Source organism: Neorhizobium petrolearium (genome assembly GCF_017873175.1).
GTDB lineage: Bacteria > Pseudomonadota > Alphaproteobacteria > Rhizobiales > Rhizobiaceae > Neorhizobium > Neorhizobium petrolearium.
Genome location: NZ_JAGGJW010000002.1, coordinates 228721 through 245276 on the forward strand (window position 1 = coordinate 228721; position 16556 = coordinate 245276).

Sequence of the window (16556 nt, forward strand, 5' to 3'; positions counted from 1 at the left end):
ATGAACCGCCTCCTGAAAAACCGCGAAATCCTTCTCATTGTCATCATTGCGATCATGGTGGCCGCCTTCTCGACCCGTGCGCCGGGCTTCGCCTCGCCGGGCAATCTCGCCAACATCTTCAACGACACCTCGATCCTGATCATCCTGGCGCTCGGCCAGATGACGGTGATCCTGACGAAATCGATCGACCTTTCGGTCGCCGCCAACCTGGCCTTTACCGGCATGGCGGTGGCAATGACCAATGCCGCCTATCCCGACCTGCCGCTGGCGTTCCTGATCGTCATGGCAATCGGCATCGGCGCTTTTCTCGGAGCCATCAACGGCTTCCTCGTCTGGGCGCTGCAGATCCCGCCGATCGTCGTGACGCTCGGCACGCTCACCATCTATCGCGGCATGGCCTTCGTGCTCTCCGGTGGCGGCTGGGTGAACGCCCACCAGATGACGCCGACTTTCCTCAATGTCCCGCGCATGCCGATGCTCGGCCTGCCGATCCTCTCCTGGATCGCAATCCTCATCGTCATCGGTGCATGGTTCGTCCTGACCCGGCTACCCTTCGGCCGCGCCGCTTACGCTTCCGGCGGCAACCCGACCGCCGCGGTCTATGCCGGCGTCGATATCGGTCGGACGCGCTTCCTCGCGTTCGTTCTGTCGGGCGCGCTGGCCGGTCTTTCCAGCTATCTCTGGGTATCGCGCTATGCCGTTGCCTATGTGGATATTGCGGCCGGTTTCGAGCTCGATACGGTCGCAGCTTGCGTGATCGGCGGCATATCCATTGCCGGCGGCATTGGCTCCGTTGCTGGTGCAGTGCTCGGCGCCCTATTCCTCGGCGTTATCAAGAATGCTTTGCCCGTCATTGGCATATCGCCCTTCGCCCAAATGGCAATTTCCGGCATCGTCATCGTACTCGCCGTCGTTTTCAATGCCCGTGCCGAAAAGAAGGCGGGCCGTATCATCCTGCGCAACCGCGCGGCGCCTGAGGTAACCGCATGAACGACGTCGCTACCACGAAACGCGTTATTCCAGACCGGCTTGGGACGAAAACCTCGCGCATGCTCGCCAGCTGGGAAATCCTGCTCCTCGGTGTTGCTGTGCTGATCTTCATCTTTAACTCCTTCGCCTCGCCCTACTTCCTCAACGCCTGGAACCTCTCAGACGCGACGTTCAATTTCACGGAGAAGGCGATGATCGCCTTTGCCATGGCTTTGCTCGTCATTGCCGGCGAGATCGACCTGTCGGTCGCAGCAATCATCGCGCTTGCTTCGACGGCGATGGGTGCAGCCGCACAAGCTGGTATCGGCACGCCTGGACTGGTGGCGATCGGCATCTGCACCGGGCTTGTCTGCGGGGCCTTCAATGGACTGCTTGTCGCAGGTTTGCGCCTTCCGTCCATTGTGGTGACGATCGGCACGATGAGCCTCTTCCGGGGCATTTCCTACATTATCCTCGGCGACCAGGCCTATGGCAAATATCCGGATAGCTTCGCTTACTTCGGACAGGGCTACGTCGCCTGGGTCTTCTCCTTCGAATTCGTGCTATTCATCGTCCTCGCCATTGCCTTCGCCATCCTGCTGCATGCGACGAATTTCGGCAGGCAGATTTACGTCATCGGCAACAATGAATTCGCGGCGCGTTTTTCGGGCATCCCGGTGGAACGGGTCAAATTCATCCTCTTCCTTCTGACCGGCCTGATGGCCGGTGTCGCTTCCGTCTGCCTCACCTCGCGGCTCGGTTCCACCCGGCCGTCGATCGCGCAGGGCTGGGAGCTGGAAATCGTCACCATGGTCGTGCTGGGTGGTGTATCGATCCTCGGCGGCGCTGGCACGATCGCCGGCGTCGTCATTGCCGCCTTCGTCATGGGGCTCGTCACTTTCGGGTTGGGTCTGCTCAACGTACCCGGCATCGTCATGTCGATCTTCGTCGGCCTGCTTTTGATCATCACCATCGCCGTGCCGATCATTACCCGCCGCATCAGGGAAATGAGCCGATGACTCTGGAAAAATATGCCTTCAAGATGAAGCTCAATCCCGGCATGGAGGCGGAATACCGGAGGCGCCATGACGAGATCTGGCCCGAATTGGCCGATCTGTTGCATCAGGCAGGTGTCAGCGACTATTCCATTCATCTCGATCGCCAAACCAACATCCTCTTCGGGGTGCTGACCCGTCCACAGAACCATGGCATGGCGAACCTGCCGGACCATCCGGTCATGAAGAAGTGGTGGGCATATATGGCCGATATCATGGAAACCAATCCGGACAATTCGCCGGCCGCGACCGATCTCGTGACGGTATTTCACTTACCATGAACGAGCCGGGAAAGATCGCCGTCCTCGACATCGGCAAGACCAACGCCAAGGTCGTCGTGCTCGATTGCGCGACTGGCCAGGAGATTGCCGAAAGGCGCATGCCGAACCGGGTTCTCTCCGGTCCGCCTTATCCTCACTACGATATCGAAGCGCTGTGGGCCTTTGTGCTGGAAGCGCTGACCGCCTTCGCCCGACAACCCGGCTTCGATGCGATCTCCATCACCACGCATGGCGCATCTGCCGTGCTTCTGGATGACATGGGCAACCTCGCCTTGCCGGCGCTGGACTACGAGCACCAATATCCGGAAGAGACTCAGGAGGCCTATGCGGCTCTTCGCCCGGCCTTCTCGGAAACCTTCTCGCCGGCCCTTTCCGGCGGCTTGAATATCGGAGCGCAGCTCCATTACCAGAAGGCGACATTTCCGACAGAGTTCACCCGGGTGAGGACGATCCTGACCTATCCGCAATACTGGGCATGGAGGCTGGCCGGAGTAGCGGCGAACGAGGTCACCTCGCTCGGTTGCCATACGGATCTCTGGCGACCGCGCGAAGGCGCCTACTCCTCGCTGATCGATGCACTCGGCATCCGGGACTTCATGGCGCCGGTGCGCTCCGCCTTTGATGCTTTGGGGCCGGTCCTGCCGGAGATCGCCGAGAGAATCGGCCTCATGAAACCGGTTCAGGTATATTGCGGCATCCATGATTCCAACGCCTCGCTGCTACCGCACCTGATTGGACGCGAGCCGCCTTTCGCCGTCGTCTCGACCGGCACGTGGGTGGTGAGTTTTGCGGTCGGCGGTGATCTCGACCACCTCGATCCTGAGCGAGATACGCTCGCCAATGTCGATGCCTATGGCCGTGCGGTGCCCTCCTCCCGCTTCATGGGCGGCCGCGAATTCGAACTTTTGACAGCCGAGCTTGGCGAACTCCCGCTGGAGGCCGCACTGGCCGCACTGCCTGCAGTAATCGGAAAAGGTGTCATGCTGCTGCCGAATATTGCAGCAGGCTCAGGCCCCTTCCCCGGCCACGAGCGGCAATGGATCAACGACAAGGGGGCCTCGGCGGACGAACGCTGGGCCGCCGCCTGTATCTATCTCGCGCTGATGACGGAGACCTGCCTCCACCTGATCGGCGCCAAAGGACCTATCCTGGTGGAAGGTCCGTTTGCCTCGAACGCCGCATACCTTCGCACGCTGGCATCGTTGCTGGGCCGCGAGGTGATTGCGCTGCCTGGATCAACCGGAACAAGCCAGGGTGCTGCGCTGCTGGCGGGAATGCCTTCGGTCGAGGCCAAGAAATTCGCCCGATTCGAGGGCAGCATCCATCACCTGACAGATTATAAAGAGAACTGGCGCCGACACATCAGTTTTCCCGGTCGTCAGGAGCCCGGTTGATGCCGCGTTTGCGCCAGAAATCACGCTCTTCCTCTTGCGTCATGAAATCCTCGGGCTCCGGAGCAGCCGGTTCCTTTTCGTGCGGGTAGCCTGCCTCCAGAAAGCTTTCGGCATCGATATAGGCACAGGCTTCCGGACGCAGTTCAACGTCCAGCACATGAACGGCGATCTTTTCCGAATATTCCGCAATCGGTTCGGCATAGGAGTAGCTCGCCCACGGGAAAAGTCTGGTCATGATCTCGTGGAGACTGTCTGCCCGCAAATGGTAGTCGAACCGCATGTCCGGACCGCTATCTCTATCTTCCTTGAAGTAGATGCGGAGATTGCAGAAGGTCGAAGGCGGGTCGATCCATTCGTCCCAGATGAAGACAGTTATCCGATCTAGCATGTCCTCCATCAGCGGACGGTCGAGGACAAAGATCGAACGCATCAGGGCTTCGGGGTCGGTGGGGACCGCCTCTTCGAAAAGCAGCCGTGCCGCGGCGTCGAGCCGATTGGCATCCGGCACCACGATCGACCATTCCGCTTCCGTCTCCCGGCAGAAAGGCCGTTCAATGCGCTGCCAAACGATCCGTTTTCCGATCATGTCAGCTACGAGAAGATAGACCGGCAGCGAATGTCTCGTCCAATAGTCCAGGTGCTCCTTGCGCCCATGATAGAGATATCCCTCCTCTTCCCGGACACAGGACGTTTCTGACCGGATATGCAACGCCATGAACCGGCCCGTGGCTCTCCCTTCCTCGAGAATTTCCGCCCGCGCCTCTATGCCGACGTCGGACTCCGGTATCCGACGAAAGAACCATTTGAAATCCCGCCGGAAAACCTCCTCGCTGGCATCGACCGCGAGGCGCGTGACCTGATCCGCCGGATAGTCTCCCGGGCCTTTATGGCGCGAGCGGCGGAGCGGCTTTAGCGGAGATCGCCGCCCCCGGATACCTGCAAGCGATGAGAATGCCGCCGCAAGCCGAGCTGTGATCTGGGCGCCGGTTGCGAAGAGTGCTGCCTGGAGACGTCGCATCATGGAAGACCGTCCTCACGAAGCGCGGGCTCCCTTGTTCACCTGCTCGAGCAGCGCGAGCAGACCTTTGAGGATGTCCGTCGGAGAGGGCGGGCAGCCCGGAATATGGAGGTCTACCGGAACAACCTTCGAAACCCCGCCCACGACCGCATAGCTGCCGGCAAAGCAGCCGCCGTCGCGGGCGCAGCCGCCGAGCGCGACCACCCATTTGGGTGCGGGCGTGGCGTCGTAGGTTCGCAACAGGGCCTCGCTCATGTTCCTAGTCACCGGCCCTGTCACCATCAGGACGTCGGCATGTCTGGGAGAAGCGACGAAACGGATGCCGAAACGCTCGATGTCGTAAAAGGCGTTGCTGAGCGCATGCATTTCGAGTTCGCAGCCGTTGCAGGACCCCGCATCGACGGCGCGGATCGACAGGCTGCGGCCGAGCCGCCGGCGTGCCGCCTTGTCGAGCGCCGCCGCCAGTTCCTCCGCCGCCATGTCGGAAATATCCGGCGCCGGTTCGGTCAATGGCGGTCGGATCACACTTCCAAAAAGGAGCTTGCGCATGACGGCCTCCCTTCAGAGATCGTGGCCGGAGTAGGAACAGTTGAACGATTTGTTGCAGAGGGGAAAATCGGCGACGATATTGCCCTCGATGACGGCCTCCAGCAGCGGCCACTGGAACCAGGAAGGGTCGCGCAGATGGCAGCGTTCCACTGTATTCCCGGCAAGCCGGAGCCAGACCAGCACATCGCCGCGAAAGCCCTCGACCATCGCCATGCCCTCCCTCACCTCGCCGTTTTCGGGGATATCGATCCGCACCGGACCGGCCGGGAGCCGGTCGAGGATCTGTTCGACCAGCGACAGACTGCTCTCCACCTCCCGGATGCGAACCCAGACGCGCGCATTGACATCGCCCTCGTGCAGAACCGGCACGTCGAAGGCAAGTTCTCCGTAGGGCAGATAGCGCAAGGCGCGCCGCGCATCGAAATCGCGGCCTGACGCACGTCCGACATAACCGCCCGCGCCATACTGGCGGGCAAGTTCCGGCACGAGCCGGCCGGTTCCAACGGTCCGGTCCTGCAAAGAAGCGGTATTGTCGTAAAGTTCTATTAGGGCCGGAAACCGGCGGCGGATTTCCGCGAGCAATTCCCGCAAGGCGGTGATACCGTTGTCCTCGAGGTTGGCAACGACGCCGCCAGGCGCGATGCGGTCACGCATCAGGCGATGCCCGAAAGCGATATCCGCCACCCGCAGCACCCGCTCGCGCAACACGCCGCAATGCGCAAGCATCAGCGAAAAGGCCGCGTCGTTGCAGATGGCGCCTATATCGCCGAGATGATTGGCAAGCCGTTCGAGTTCCGCCATGAGCGCCCTGAGCCATACCGCGCGTCCCGGTATTTCGAGCCCGAACGCTGCCTCTACGGCCCGCGAGAACGCATAGGCGTAGGCAACTGTGCTGTCGCCTGATGTACGTCCGGCGAGTTGGAGCGCTTTGTCGAGATCCGCGCCCACCATCAGAGCTTCGATCCCCTTGTGGACATAACCGAGACGCTCTTCGAGGCGAACGACTGCCTCGCCATTGGCGGTGAACCTGAAATGCCCCGGTTCGATGATGCCGGCATGGACCGGTCCGACCGGAATCTGGTGCAGGCTTTCTCCTGTCGCCGGCAGGAATTCGTAAGGAGCCGCTTCGGAAGAACGGAGTGTCTTCTCTCCGAGCGGGAAGCGGATATCCCAGCGCCGGTGGTCGAGCCAAGGCCGGGTGTCCGGCAAGCCCCTGGGTTCAAGACCCGTCAGATCGCGGACCGTCCGTTCCAGGCGAAGCGCCGGTGGGTGATGTCGCGCGACGGAAGGATAAGCCCCCTCCAGCCCCTCAAGGCTGGCGACGCAGACCGCGCCGTCGACTTCGTCTAGCAGCGCCATATACACACTGTTCCGTTCGCCCCAAAGGCCGAGCAAGGTCAAGTGTCCATCCCGGAGAGCCTCGGCCAAGGAAATCCAGGCATCGGCATCGACAACGATACGCGGCCAAGGTTGATGCGCCTCGATGAGGCGGTCGGTCCGGATGAAATTGCTCAGCATCGGCATACCCGTCCTCCTCATCATCGAAGAAGGTTGGCAATATGCTGGAACCAGGCGACCAGCGGTGGCGGCAGATAAATGCCTGCGCCGAGGACCAGCGCCAGATGGGCATACATGGGAATGTAGGACGCCTTGCCCGGGGCTACGCTGCCTCGTGGCTGGCCGAAGGCCACCCCTGTCAGCCGCAGAAGCAAGGCCCCGAATGCAACCAACAACCCGAAGACAAGCGGGATCGCGAGCAGCGGATGCCGTGCGAAGGTGGAGCTCACGATCAGGAACTCGCTCATGAAGATACCCATCGGCGGCAGGCCGGCAATGGCAATGACGCCGGCGAGCAGTCCCCAGCCCAGGCTAGGATGCGTCTCGGTCAAGCCGCGGATGGCGGAAAGCCTTTGCGTTCCCTTGATCTGGGCGACATGGCCGACGGCGAAGAAGATCGCCGATTTGGTGAGCGAGTGCATGACCATGTGCAGCAGGCCGGCGAAATTGGCGAGCGGCCCGCCGAGGCCGAAGGCGAAGACGATGATACCCATGTGCTCGATCGAGGAATAGGCAAACAGGCGTTTGATGTCGCGGCGGCGATAGAGCATGAAGGCGGCAAAGATCAGCGACGTCAGCCCCATCGTCATCATCAGCGGCCCGGCGGCGATCGCCTCGGGACTGGCGGAAAGCAGGATCTTGAAGCGCAGCACGGCGTAGAGCGCGACGTTCAGCAGAAGGCCGGAGAGCACCGCCGAGATCGGCGTCGGCCCCTCGGCATGCGCATCCGGCAGCCAGGCATGCAGTGGCGCGAGGCCGACTTTGGTACCGTAACCCAGAAGCAGAAAGACGAAGGCGACATTGAGAAGCGCCGGATCGAAGGTAGCAGCGTGCTCCACAAGAATGGTCCAGACCATGGCGTCGTAACCCTCGCCGACAACCGGCTGTGCCGCGAGATAAACGAGGATGGTGCCGAAGAGCGCAAAGGCGATGCCGACGCTTCCGAGGATGAAATATTTCCAGGCCGCTTCCAGCGCCTCATGCGTCCGATAGATGCCGACCATCAGCACCGTCGTCAGTGTCGCGAGTTCGACCGCCACCCACATCAGCCCGATATTGTTCGAGACGAAGGCGAGGTTCATGCCGAACATCATGACCTGATACATGGCGTGGTAGAAACGCAGGTTCGCCGGCGTTAGCCGACCGGTTTCGAGTTCGTGCGCGATATAGCTTGCGCTGAATATGCTGGTGGTGAACCCGACGAAGGCATTGAGGACGATGAAGACGATGTTGAGATCGTCGACGAGCAGGTATTGTCCCGGCTCGGGCCGTTCGGTGACGAACAGGGAAAGGGCGGCGAGCAGTGTCAGCAGGCTTGCAAGCACGTTGAGCCGCGCCGTGATCCTGTAGCCGGGCAAGAGGGCCAGAAGCGCCGCCGCCACGACGGGGACCAGCAGGACCGCCGCCACCGCATCGAAGGCGAGCAAAGGGGACAGCACGTTCACTTCCGCCTCCTCCCCCTGAAATCGTCGAGCGCCCTGACATCGACGGTATCGAACCGTTCCCGGATGCGAAACAGGAAGACGCCAATGACGATGAAGGCAATCAGGATCGAGAAGGCGACACTGATCTCGACGACCAGCGGCATGCCCTTCGCGCCGGTCGCGGCCAGCACCAGCCCATTCTCCAGCGACATGAAGCCGACGACCTGGCTGACCGCATTGCGGCGCGTGACCATGATCAGCAATCCGAGCAGGAGAACGGAGAGGGCGAAGGCGAGATCTTCGCGGGCAAGCGGATCGGCTTCCGGCGTGACGCGCAGCATGACCACGATCGACAGCGCGACGAGGCCGATGCCGGCCAGCATGGTCGGGCCGACTCCGACGACCGTCTCGATCTCGCGATGGATGCCGAGCTGGCGGATCATACGATGGAGCGCTACCGGAATAACGATTGCCTTGAAGATGAGGGCGATGGCCGCGGTCACGTAAAGATGCGGCGCGTCCTGAATTAAAGCCTGCCAGGCGACCGACAGTGTCAGCACCAGCGAATGCAGTGCGAACACGTTGAGCAGGGCATAAAGACGGTCCTGGTAGAGCATCATCATGCTCACCAGCACCAATCCGCCAGCAAGCATGTGAGCGATGTCGAAGACCGGACCATTCATCACAAGCTCCTCGAAACGAACCGCAGAAGGGTGGCAAGCAGCGCGAGCATGAGCGCGGCACCTAAGAACTCCGGCACGCGAAAAACCCGCATTTTCGCGATCGAGGTTTCGAACAAGGCAAGAAGAGCGCCCCCGACTATAAGCTTGGTCAGATAGACGACGAGCCCGGCCAGATAGGCGGTCGGCCCCGTTTCCGGGGCCGCAAGTTTCCACGGCACGAATATGCAGACGATCAACGAAATGTAGAGGAGTAGCTTGAGCGACGCCGCCAGTTCGATCATCGCGAGATGCCGTCCGGAATATTCGAGCACCATAGCCTCATGCACCATGGTGAGCTCCAGATGGGTTGCCGGATTGTCCACCGGAATGCGGGCGTTCTCCGCAATCGCCACCATAACGAGCGCGACCAGCGCGATCGCGAGGGAAACGCGCAAGCCGACCTCAGGGGAGCTCATGAACCCGGCGATCGTGGAAAGCTGCGTCGAGCCGGCGACCAGGGCAAGCGTGAAGATGATGAGCAACATTGAAGGCTCGGCGAGCGTTGCGATCATCGCTTCACGGCTTGAACCTATCCCACCGAAGCTGGTGCCGACATCCATGCCGGCGAGCGCCAGGAGGAACCGCGCACTGCCCAGAAGGGCGACGATCGCGATCAGGTCCGCCGTCCAACTGAAGATCAGGCCGGTCGCAAATGTCGGGATGACGGCCGCTGCCACCCAGGTCGTGGCGAAGATCAGGTAAGGTGCCACCCTGAACAGCCAGGATGCGTTCTCCGCCACGACGGCCTCCTTGCGGAGCAGCCGCAGGAGATCGCGATAGGGCTGAATCAGCGAGGGGCCTTGCCGGCGCAACAGCCGCGCCTTGACCTTGCGGATGAGACCGGTCAGCAGCGGCGCCAGCAGCACGACAAGCGCCATCTGGAAAGCCTGAACGAAAAGAGCGGAGATCAGGACCATAGCGCCAGCACCAGAAGCAGGAAAACAAGCGCGAGGAAGACCAGGCTCAGATAGCGCCGGATGGACAGGAACTGCAGGCGGTTGAGCTTCTCGGCGGCGAACCCGACGGCGCCCGCAATCGGCACATAGAGTCCCTCCCAGACCAGATCGTGTTGCTCGACCGAGAAGGTGGCCGGCCGGAGATCTCCCGGAGCCGGCATATCCACGCGCTCGCGGACACGCATGGCAAGCGTGCCGAAGACCCGCCTGACGGGCTGGGCAAAGCTGCCTGCCGTATATTGCGTCAGAGGACTGCCTTCGGGGAAACCGCAATCCCAGGCAGCGGAACGACGAAGCGTCCGCGAGGCGTAGCGATGGACGATATAGATCGTGGCGGAAGCCGAGAAGGCGATGAACAGGAAGACCAGCAAGCCGTTATAGGAACTGCGGCTTTCGGCGATCGGCACGATCGACAGCCACGGGATGTCCATCTGGACCGGCATCCGATCGCCGACCAGCGAAAGCACCACAGACGCGACCCCGTCGATGACGATCCCGGGCAGGATGCCGGCAAGCAGGCACAGGCCCGCAAGCACGCCCATCGCGCCAAGCGAGAAACGATCCACTTCCGAGACGTCGCTCGCCGCAGGTGTCCGCGGGCGGCCAAGAAACGTGATGCCGAAAGCCTTGATGAAACAGGCGGCCGCCAGCGCCGCCGACAGGGCGAGCAGCCCGCCGACTGCCGGCACGGCTATCGTCAGCGCCCATTGCGGCAGGTTGGGGCTCTGCAATATGGCCTGGAAGGCAAGCCATTCCGACGCGAAACCGTTGAACGGCGGCAGAGCCGAAATCGCAACGCAACCGACAAGGAAGGTGAAACTCGTGACCGGCATGCGATGGATGAGACCGCCGAGCTTCTCCATGTCCCGCTCCCCGGTTGCCGTCAGCACCGCGCCGGCGCCGAAGAAGAGCAGGCTCTTGAAGAGCGAATGGTTGAAGATATGGAACAGTGCGGCGGTCAGGGCCAGCGCCGATGCCAGTCCCATGCCGTTCGCCTTGAATGCCAGCGCCAGCCCGAGGCTGACGAAAATCACGCCGATATTCTCGATCGTGCTGTAGGCGAGCAGGCGTTTGAGGTCGCGTTCCATCAACGCGTGCAGGATGCCGAGCGCCGCCGTCGCTCCGCCCAGCAGCAGGACGACAAGCCCCCACCACCACATCGGCGCCCCCAGAAGATCGAAGGTCACGCGGATGAAGCCGTAGATCGCGATCTTGGTCATGACACCGCTCATCAGAGCCGAGACATGGCTCGGCGCTGCGGGGTGAGCCAGCGGCAGCCAGACATGCAGGGGCACGAGCCCCGCCTTGGAGCCTGCGCCGAGCAGCAGCAGGATAAGGACCAGGCCTGCCGTCAGCGGCGCATGCTCGGCCGCGCGAATGGCGGCAAAACCGTAAGCGCCTTCAGGGCCGGCAAGCAGGCCGAAGGCAAGCAGCAGTGCCAGCGTCCCGAAGCTTGCCATGACGATATAGAGATAACCCGCCCTGCGATTGCCCGCGTCGCGATGATGCGACATCACCAGCGCCCATGAGGCGAGCGACATGAACTCCCACGAAATCAGGAAGGTGAAGGCATCGTCGGCCAGCAGCACCAGGTTCATTCCGGCGATGAAGGCCGGGAAGAACGGCAGCACCCGGTGCGGCGCATGCTCGTGCCGGCCGTAGCCGAGACCATAGAGACTAGCGAGCGTGCCGCCGAGATTGGCCACGAGGAGAAAGAAGGCCGAGAGCGCGTCGAGCCGGAAATGGGCTCCGAGCCACGGTAGGCCGATGGGAAGGATGACGGTCGGCGCGTCAACGAAAGATGTCGCGAGATGCATCAGACTGATGACGAAAGCAATGGCCGAGAGAAGAAGGCTCAGCCCATAGATCGCCGGGGTCGCCCGGTGTGACCGGCTCATCAAAATCCCGAGCCCTCCCGTCACCAGAAACATGACAATACATGACAGGATGACGGAAAGCGACGTCATGAACTCGACCCCGCCTTATTCTGGCGGGCGGGTGATCTTCCTGCCCCGTCTTCGGGCGGGTTGGCTCTCGTTTTCAGCCGGACGCCTCGTCCGCCGTCCTCACTGACAGCGCCCTCTCTGATGAGTTCAATCCCGGCGTTCTCCAGTGCCGCCAGCAAACGCATCAGAGAATCGACATTGCCGCGGACGACGTCGACGCTGGCCTCCATGCGCTGGATTGTCGGCACCGAAATTCCCGCCCGCTCGGCCAGTTGGCGCTGGTCGATGCCAAGAAGAGCCCGGGCGGCTCTCATCTGAGCAGCAGTAATCACGATTCATCCATCGCTTGTATTACGCAGACTCTGATATTCGCGAGTTATGATGTACCTATTGATGTTTCAAATCAACATTCTGATGCAATGAGACTCTGAAATTAGATTCCGCAATGCAATAAGGAAGTGGAACCCCGTGCGTGATATCTTCAGAGTTTCGGCCCGATGATTTGCCGACGCGTCACCGCGCATGGTCCATCGCAGCGATCGGCGAAACCCGAAAATTCGAAGAGTATCGATATAAGGAGGGGATGCGCCCGGCAAATAGCCTGCGCATCTCATTCACATCTCACGCCATGGGGAGCTTCGACGTGGATCTTCAATCCAAGAGCTGGCGCAAACAGGTGGCAAGCTCGCGTGCCGTATAGGGCTTCTTCAGCCAGCTTCCCGATTGGGCAAGTTCGCGTCCGGCGATCGCCGGCTCGGCATAACCCGACGTGAACAGCACCCTGATATTCGGACGCCTTGCCCGGACTTCCGCCGCCAATTCGTCGCCTGTCATGCCGCCCGGCATGACGATGTCGGTAAACAGCAGCGCGATATCGTCGTTCTGAGCGAGCCGGTCGAGCGCCTCCACGCCATTTGCCGCCTCGACAACCTGATAGCCGAAATCGATCAGGCGTGAGACCGCCACACGCCGCACCCTGGGATCATCCTCCACGACGAGGATTTTCTCCGTTCCGCCGGGAATCGCCGCCGCCCTTGAAGCAGTCGCCACTTCCGCGGACATCTTCGCATCCTCCTTTTGCGCCGCCGGCAGGAAGAGCCTGACACTGGTGCCCTGCCCCGGCTCGCTGTAAAGCTGGATATTGCCGCCGGACTGCTTGGCGAAGCCATAGACCATGGAAAGGCCAAGGCCGGTCCCGGAACCGACACCCTTGGTGGTGAAGAACGGTTCGAAGGCTTTTTCCTTCACTTCCGGCGTCATGCCGGTGCCCGTGTCCGTGACCGAGATCAGCACATAGTCGCCGGTGCGCATATGCGGATACATCTGGGCATAATCGACGTCCAGCTTGACCCTTGAGATGTCGATCGTCAGTTTGCCGCCGCGCGGCATGGCATCGCGGGCATTGAGGGCAAGGTTGAGAAGCGCGTTCTGGAGCTGCGACGCATCGACGAGCGCCTCATTGGAAGCTCCCGTGACGACAGTGCGGAATTCAATCGTCTCGCCGAGCGAACGTCTTAAAAGATCGGAGAAACCGGTTACCAATTGCCCGACATCCACCAGTTCCGGATTGAGGGGCTGGCGGCGCCCGAAGGCCAGAAGCTGGCCGGTCAGCTTGGCTCCGTCCTCGGACGCGTCCTGCGCCTCATGCAGCAGGGCCAGCAGCTTCTCGTCCGAGAGCTTGTTCTCGATCATTTCGAGATTACCGCTGATGACGGTCAGCAGGTTGTTGAAGTCGTGCGCCAGCCCGCCGGTGAGCTGGCCGATCGCCTCCATCTTCTGCGATTGCCTCAGTTCTTCCTCGATCTTGTGGCGGCTGGTGAGGTCGCGGATGAAGCCGGTGAAGATGCGCTTGCCATTGGTGATCGCCTCGCCCACCGCAAGCTCCATGGGAAACACAGATCTGTCTTTCCGCTGACCGGTAACCACGCGACCGTACCCGATGATACGGCGCTCGCCGGTCGTCAGATATCGCGTAAGATAGCCGTCATGAGCCTCCCGGTCCGGCGACGGCATCAGCATCTTGACGTTGTGACCACGAACTTCATTCGCCGAATATCCGAAAAGCTGCTCCGCTGCGGCGCTGAAAGACGTGATGATACCGATTTCGTCAATGACGACCATCGCCTCGGGAACCGTATCCAGGATCGACCGCAGATGCGCCTCCCGTCCGGCAAGATCGTTCTGGACCTTTTTCATATCCGTGATGTCGTTGTTCGTCTGGATGATGATCGTCCGCTCAGCCGGTGACGGATTGAGTGCGACCCAGCGGGTGGCAACGAAAATCCGCTGACCGTTTCGGTGCCGGTGAACGACCTCACCTTCCCACGAATGGTCGGTCTGGACCTGTCGGCGAATGATATCCAGCGGCTCAGGAAACTCCGTTGCCAAAAGCTCGTGAACCACGCTACCGACAACCTCATCCCGCGACCAGCCGTAGAGGCTCTCGCATCCCTTCGTCCAGCGGGTAATGACGCCATCCAACCCGTGAACGATGAGGTTGGCATCGTCCAGAAGGCCGGTTACGGCATCGAGCTGATTTTCGGTATCGGTAAGCGTCTTTTCGTTCATATGTCTTCCGTGAGCGGTACCGCTAATGGCGGCGCCGCTCACCATGAACGACGAAATCCCGCCGGCTATCCTCATATTCATCGCCGTCCCCGGCGAGTTGCGCAAGCGTCGCGGGCTTGATGATCCGGAGCGAATGTCGACCGGCCGGACCGAGGATGCCCTTGCTGGTCAGCTTGGTGATCGTGCGGGAAACGGTTTCGATTGTTAGACCCAGATAGTCACCCATGTCCAGCCGAGTCATCGGCAAATCGACGATAGGCTGCAACGCACCTTCCGACATTGTCCGTCTGAGGTACTTCAGAAGAAAGCTGCAGAGCCGCTCCTCGGCGTTCTTGCAGGAGAGAAGAACCATCTGATCCTGGGCAGCGGCCATCTCGTCGCAGACATGGGCGAAGACCTGCGGGCGGAGTTCCTCCGAATCCGCAACAGCCATATCGAATGCCTTGCGGGTGAGACGGCGAACCTTTGTAGCGGTGATCGCTTCGGCACTGTAAAGATAGTTGCCCTTCAGGGAGACGCCGACGATATCGCCAGCATGCACGAACCCTGTAATAATGCGTCGGCCGTCGGAAATGATTCTGAAGATGCGGAGCGTGCCTTCAACCACATCGAAAACATGTTTGGCACTGTCGCCCTCGAAAAACAGCGACTGTCCCGGGGTCAGATGTTCAACGGGCTGCCTTGCGAAAAGAGCGTGCAGGCAACTCTGTTCTCCAAGTTCCGTAGCCCTTGCGATCTCGTATCCATGAATGCGGTTGCTGGTGAGAAACATGGCGCTGCCTCCGTCTTTCGATGGATACAGTTGACCGAAGCCAGGTAACACGCGAATGCTAATAGTGTTAAACACAGTTCGATTTTGTAACAGACTGTAACAGGCCGATGCCAATTCTCTCATCCAGCACCGTCCGTATTCTCGTCGTCGATGACGATCCTCGCATCCGGCAGATGCTGACCCGTTATTTCGAGGACGAGGGGTACTCGGTGAGCACCGCGGCCGACGGCACGGAAATGAAAAGCCAATTCAGGCATAAAGAGATAGACATCATCCTGCTCGATCTTTCCCTGCCTGGCGGACAGGATGGCCTTGACCTTGCGCGCGAAATTCGAAGCCAGTCGGACGTCCCGATCATGATGCTGACAGGGCGTGACGATGTCGTCGACCGGATCATCGGCATCGAGATCGGGGCAGACGACTATATCGCCAAACCTTTCCATCTCCGCGAGGTGCACGCGCGGCTGAAATCGATCCTCAGGCGGCGCCAGCCGAGCACAGCCAGGACGGAGGCAAACGAGGACAAGATCATCCATTTCGAAGGATGGACACTCAATCTTTCGAGGCGCCAGTTGCTGGCTCCGGACAACTCCGAGGTAGAACTCACGACCGGTGAATTCGATATGCTGACAGCCTTCCTTGAGAATGCCGGACGCGTCCTGACGCGCGATTTCCTGATGGATTCGACGAGAGGGCGCCAACTCGAAGCCTTTGACCGGACGATCGACGCTCAGATCGTGCGCCTGCGCCGAAAAATCGAGGCAGATGCCAGCAACCCGCAATTGATCAAGGCCATCCGCGGCGTCGGCTACATCTTCACCGGCAAGATCGACTGAAGCGCATCGTTGAGGTCAGTGTTCAGGTCATAGACCAGGCCGTCATTCCAGGGCTCCGTCTCCTTGAGATCTTCAAGGCTCTTCCAGTCCCTCGCCACCACCCTCCAGAAATGGATCTTCTCGCAACCTGTTTCCGCCGCCCGTTGTTTGATGACGTCGAAGAGTCGCTTCGCAATGTCCTGCTCATTGAAAAGGCTGATCGATGCGCAGACCGGCACCTCCAATTGACGCACGGAAGGCGGATGATCACGAACGAAGACGTAACATAATCCCCGAAGGTAACCTTTGGTGTCGGTGACAGTCAGCCAATCGTGGCGCGAAACCTCCGTCGCCGTCATGATTCGCCATGTTTCGAGCCCCATTCCAGGCATGATCAACTGTATCACCGCAAAGGCACGGTGGACATCTGCCGCTTTCAGGACTCCTGTTTGGTAACCCGCGTCCATTTCGCAACCCCGCCAGAAGACCCGCGAGTAGTCTCTCACGAGTGCCAGCATCCAAGGGTTCAA

16 protein-coding genes are annotated in these 16556 nt (G+C 60.8%); 5 read left to right on the forward strand and 11 right to left on the reverse strand.

What is annotated here, in order from left to right; translation table 11 throughout:
* The 4 genes from J2046_RS05015 to J2046_RS05030 are packed head-to-tail and all read left to right on the forward strand — an operon-like array spanning position 1 to position 3699.
* Entirely contained in the window at positions 1-990 is a 990-nt protein-coding gene (locus J2046_RS05015; protein WP_210050006.1) for an ABC transporter permease, read from the forward strand.
* Positions 987-1988, forward strand: coding sequence for an ABC transporter permease (locus tag J2046_RS05020; RefSeq protein ID WP_210050007.1), 1002 nt, complete (start codon positions 987-989; stop codon positions 1986-1988). The genes J2046_RS05015 and J2046_RS05020 overlap by 4 nt, the downstream gene beginning before the upstream one ends.
* Complete coding sequence (rhaM, locus tag J2046_RS05025) at positions 1985-2305, forward strand: L-rhamnose mutarotase (RefSeq protein ID WP_210050008.1); 321 nt, start codon at positions 1985-1987, stop codon at positions 2303-2305. Before J2046_RS05020 ends, rhaM begins: the two co-directional genes overlap by 4 nt.
* Entirely contained in the window at positions 2302-3699 is a 1398-nt protein-coding gene (locus J2046_RS05030; RefSeq protein WP_210050009.1) for an FGGY-family carbohydrate kinase, read from the forward strand. The genes rhaM and J2046_RS05030 overlap by 4 nt, the downstream gene beginning before the upstream one ends.
* Here the strand turns inward: J2046_RS05030 and J2046_RS05035 are convergent.
* The 10 genes from J2046_RS05035 to J2046_RS05080 form a co-directional block, all read right to left on the reverse strand.
* Positions 3668-4720, reverse strand: a complete 1053-nt coding sequence (locus J2046_RS05035) for a DUF4365 domain-containing protein (RefSeq protein ID WP_210050010.1) — start codon at positions 4718-4720, stop codon at positions 3668-3670. The genes J2046_RS05030 and J2046_RS05035 overlap by 32 nt on opposite strands.
* A 12-nt stretch (positions 4721-4732) precedes the next feature.
* On the reverse strand, positions 4733-5266 hold the full coding sequence (locus tag J2046_RS05040) for an NADH-quinone oxidoreductase subunit B family protein (protein ID WP_210050011.1): 534 nt from the start codon (positions 5264-5266) through the stop codon (positions 4733-4735).
* Positions 5267-5278: 12 nt separating this feature from the next.
* Complete coding sequence (locus tag J2046_RS05045; RefSeq protein ID WP_210050012.1) at positions 5279-6790, reverse strand: hydrogenase large subunit; 1512 nt, start codon at positions 6788-6790, stop codon at positions 5279-5281.
* Between the two features lie 14 nt (positions 6791-6804).
* Complete coding sequence (locus tag J2046_RS05050; protein WP_210050014.1) at positions 6805-8268, reverse strand: hydrogenase 4 subunit F; 1464 nt, start codon at positions 8266-8268, stop codon at positions 6805-6807.
* Positions 8265-8930, reverse strand: a complete 666-nt coding sequence (locus J2046_RS05055; protein WP_210050016.1) for a hydrogenase-4 component E — start codon at positions 8928-8930, stop codon at positions 8265-8267. The genes J2046_RS05050 and J2046_RS05055 overlap by 4 nt, the downstream gene beginning before the upstream one ends.
* On the reverse strand, positions 8930-9886 hold the full coding sequence (locus J2046_RS05060) for a respiratory chain complex I subunit 1 family protein (protein ID WP_210050018.1): 957 nt from the start codon (positions 9884-9886) through the stop codon (positions 8930-8932). Before J2046_RS05060 ends, J2046_RS05055 begins: the two co-directional genes overlap by 1 nt.
* Complete coding sequence (gene hyfB / locus J2046_RS05065) at positions 9877-11892, reverse strand: hydrogenase 4 subunit B (RefSeq protein ID WP_210050019.1); 2016 nt, start codon at positions 11890-11892, stop codon at positions 9877-9879. The genes J2046_RS05060 and hyfB overlap by 10 nt, the downstream gene beginning before the upstream one ends.
* Positions 11889-12203 carry a helix-turn-helix domain-containing protein gene (locus J2046_RS05070; protein WP_210050020.1) on the reverse strand — a complete coding sequence of 105 codons (315 nt, stop codon included), beginning with the start codon at positions 12201-12203 and terminating at the stop codon, positions 11889-11891. The genes hyfB and J2046_RS05070 overlap by 4 nt, the downstream gene beginning before the upstream one ends.
* 319 nt (positions 12204-12522) lie before the next feature.
* Positions 12523-14439: a hybrid sensor histidine kinase/response regulator gene (locus J2046_RS05075; protein WP_210050021.1), complete on the reverse strand. Its 1917-nt coding sequence runs from the start codon at positions 14437-14439 to the stop codon at positions 12523-12525.
* Between the two features lie 22 nt (positions 14440-14461).
* The gene (locus tag J2046_RS05080; protein WP_210050022.1) at positions 14462-15211 is read right to left on the reverse strand and encodes a cyclic nucleotide-binding domain-containing protein; all 750 of its coding nucleotides are present in this window, start codon (positions 15209-15211) and stop codon (positions 14462-14464) included.
* Positions 15212-15318: 107 nt separating this feature from the next.
* On the opposite strand from J2046_RS05080, the gene J2046_RS05085 reads away from it, so the two are divergent.
* Positions 15319-16047 (forward strand): response regulator, encoded by a 729-nt coding sequence (locus tag J2046_RS05085; RefSeq protein ID WP_210050023.1) that lies wholly within the window; start codon positions 15319-15321, stop codon positions 16045-16047.
* Here the strand turns inward: J2046_RS05085 and J2046_RS05090 are convergent.
* Positions 16020-16532, reverse strand: coding sequence for a hypothetical protein (locus J2046_RS05090; RefSeq protein WP_210050024.1), 513 nt, complete (start codon positions 16530-16532; stop codon positions 16020-16022). The genes J2046_RS05085 and J2046_RS05090 overlap by 28 nt on opposite strands.
* Positions 16533-16556: the final 24 nt, after the last annotated feature.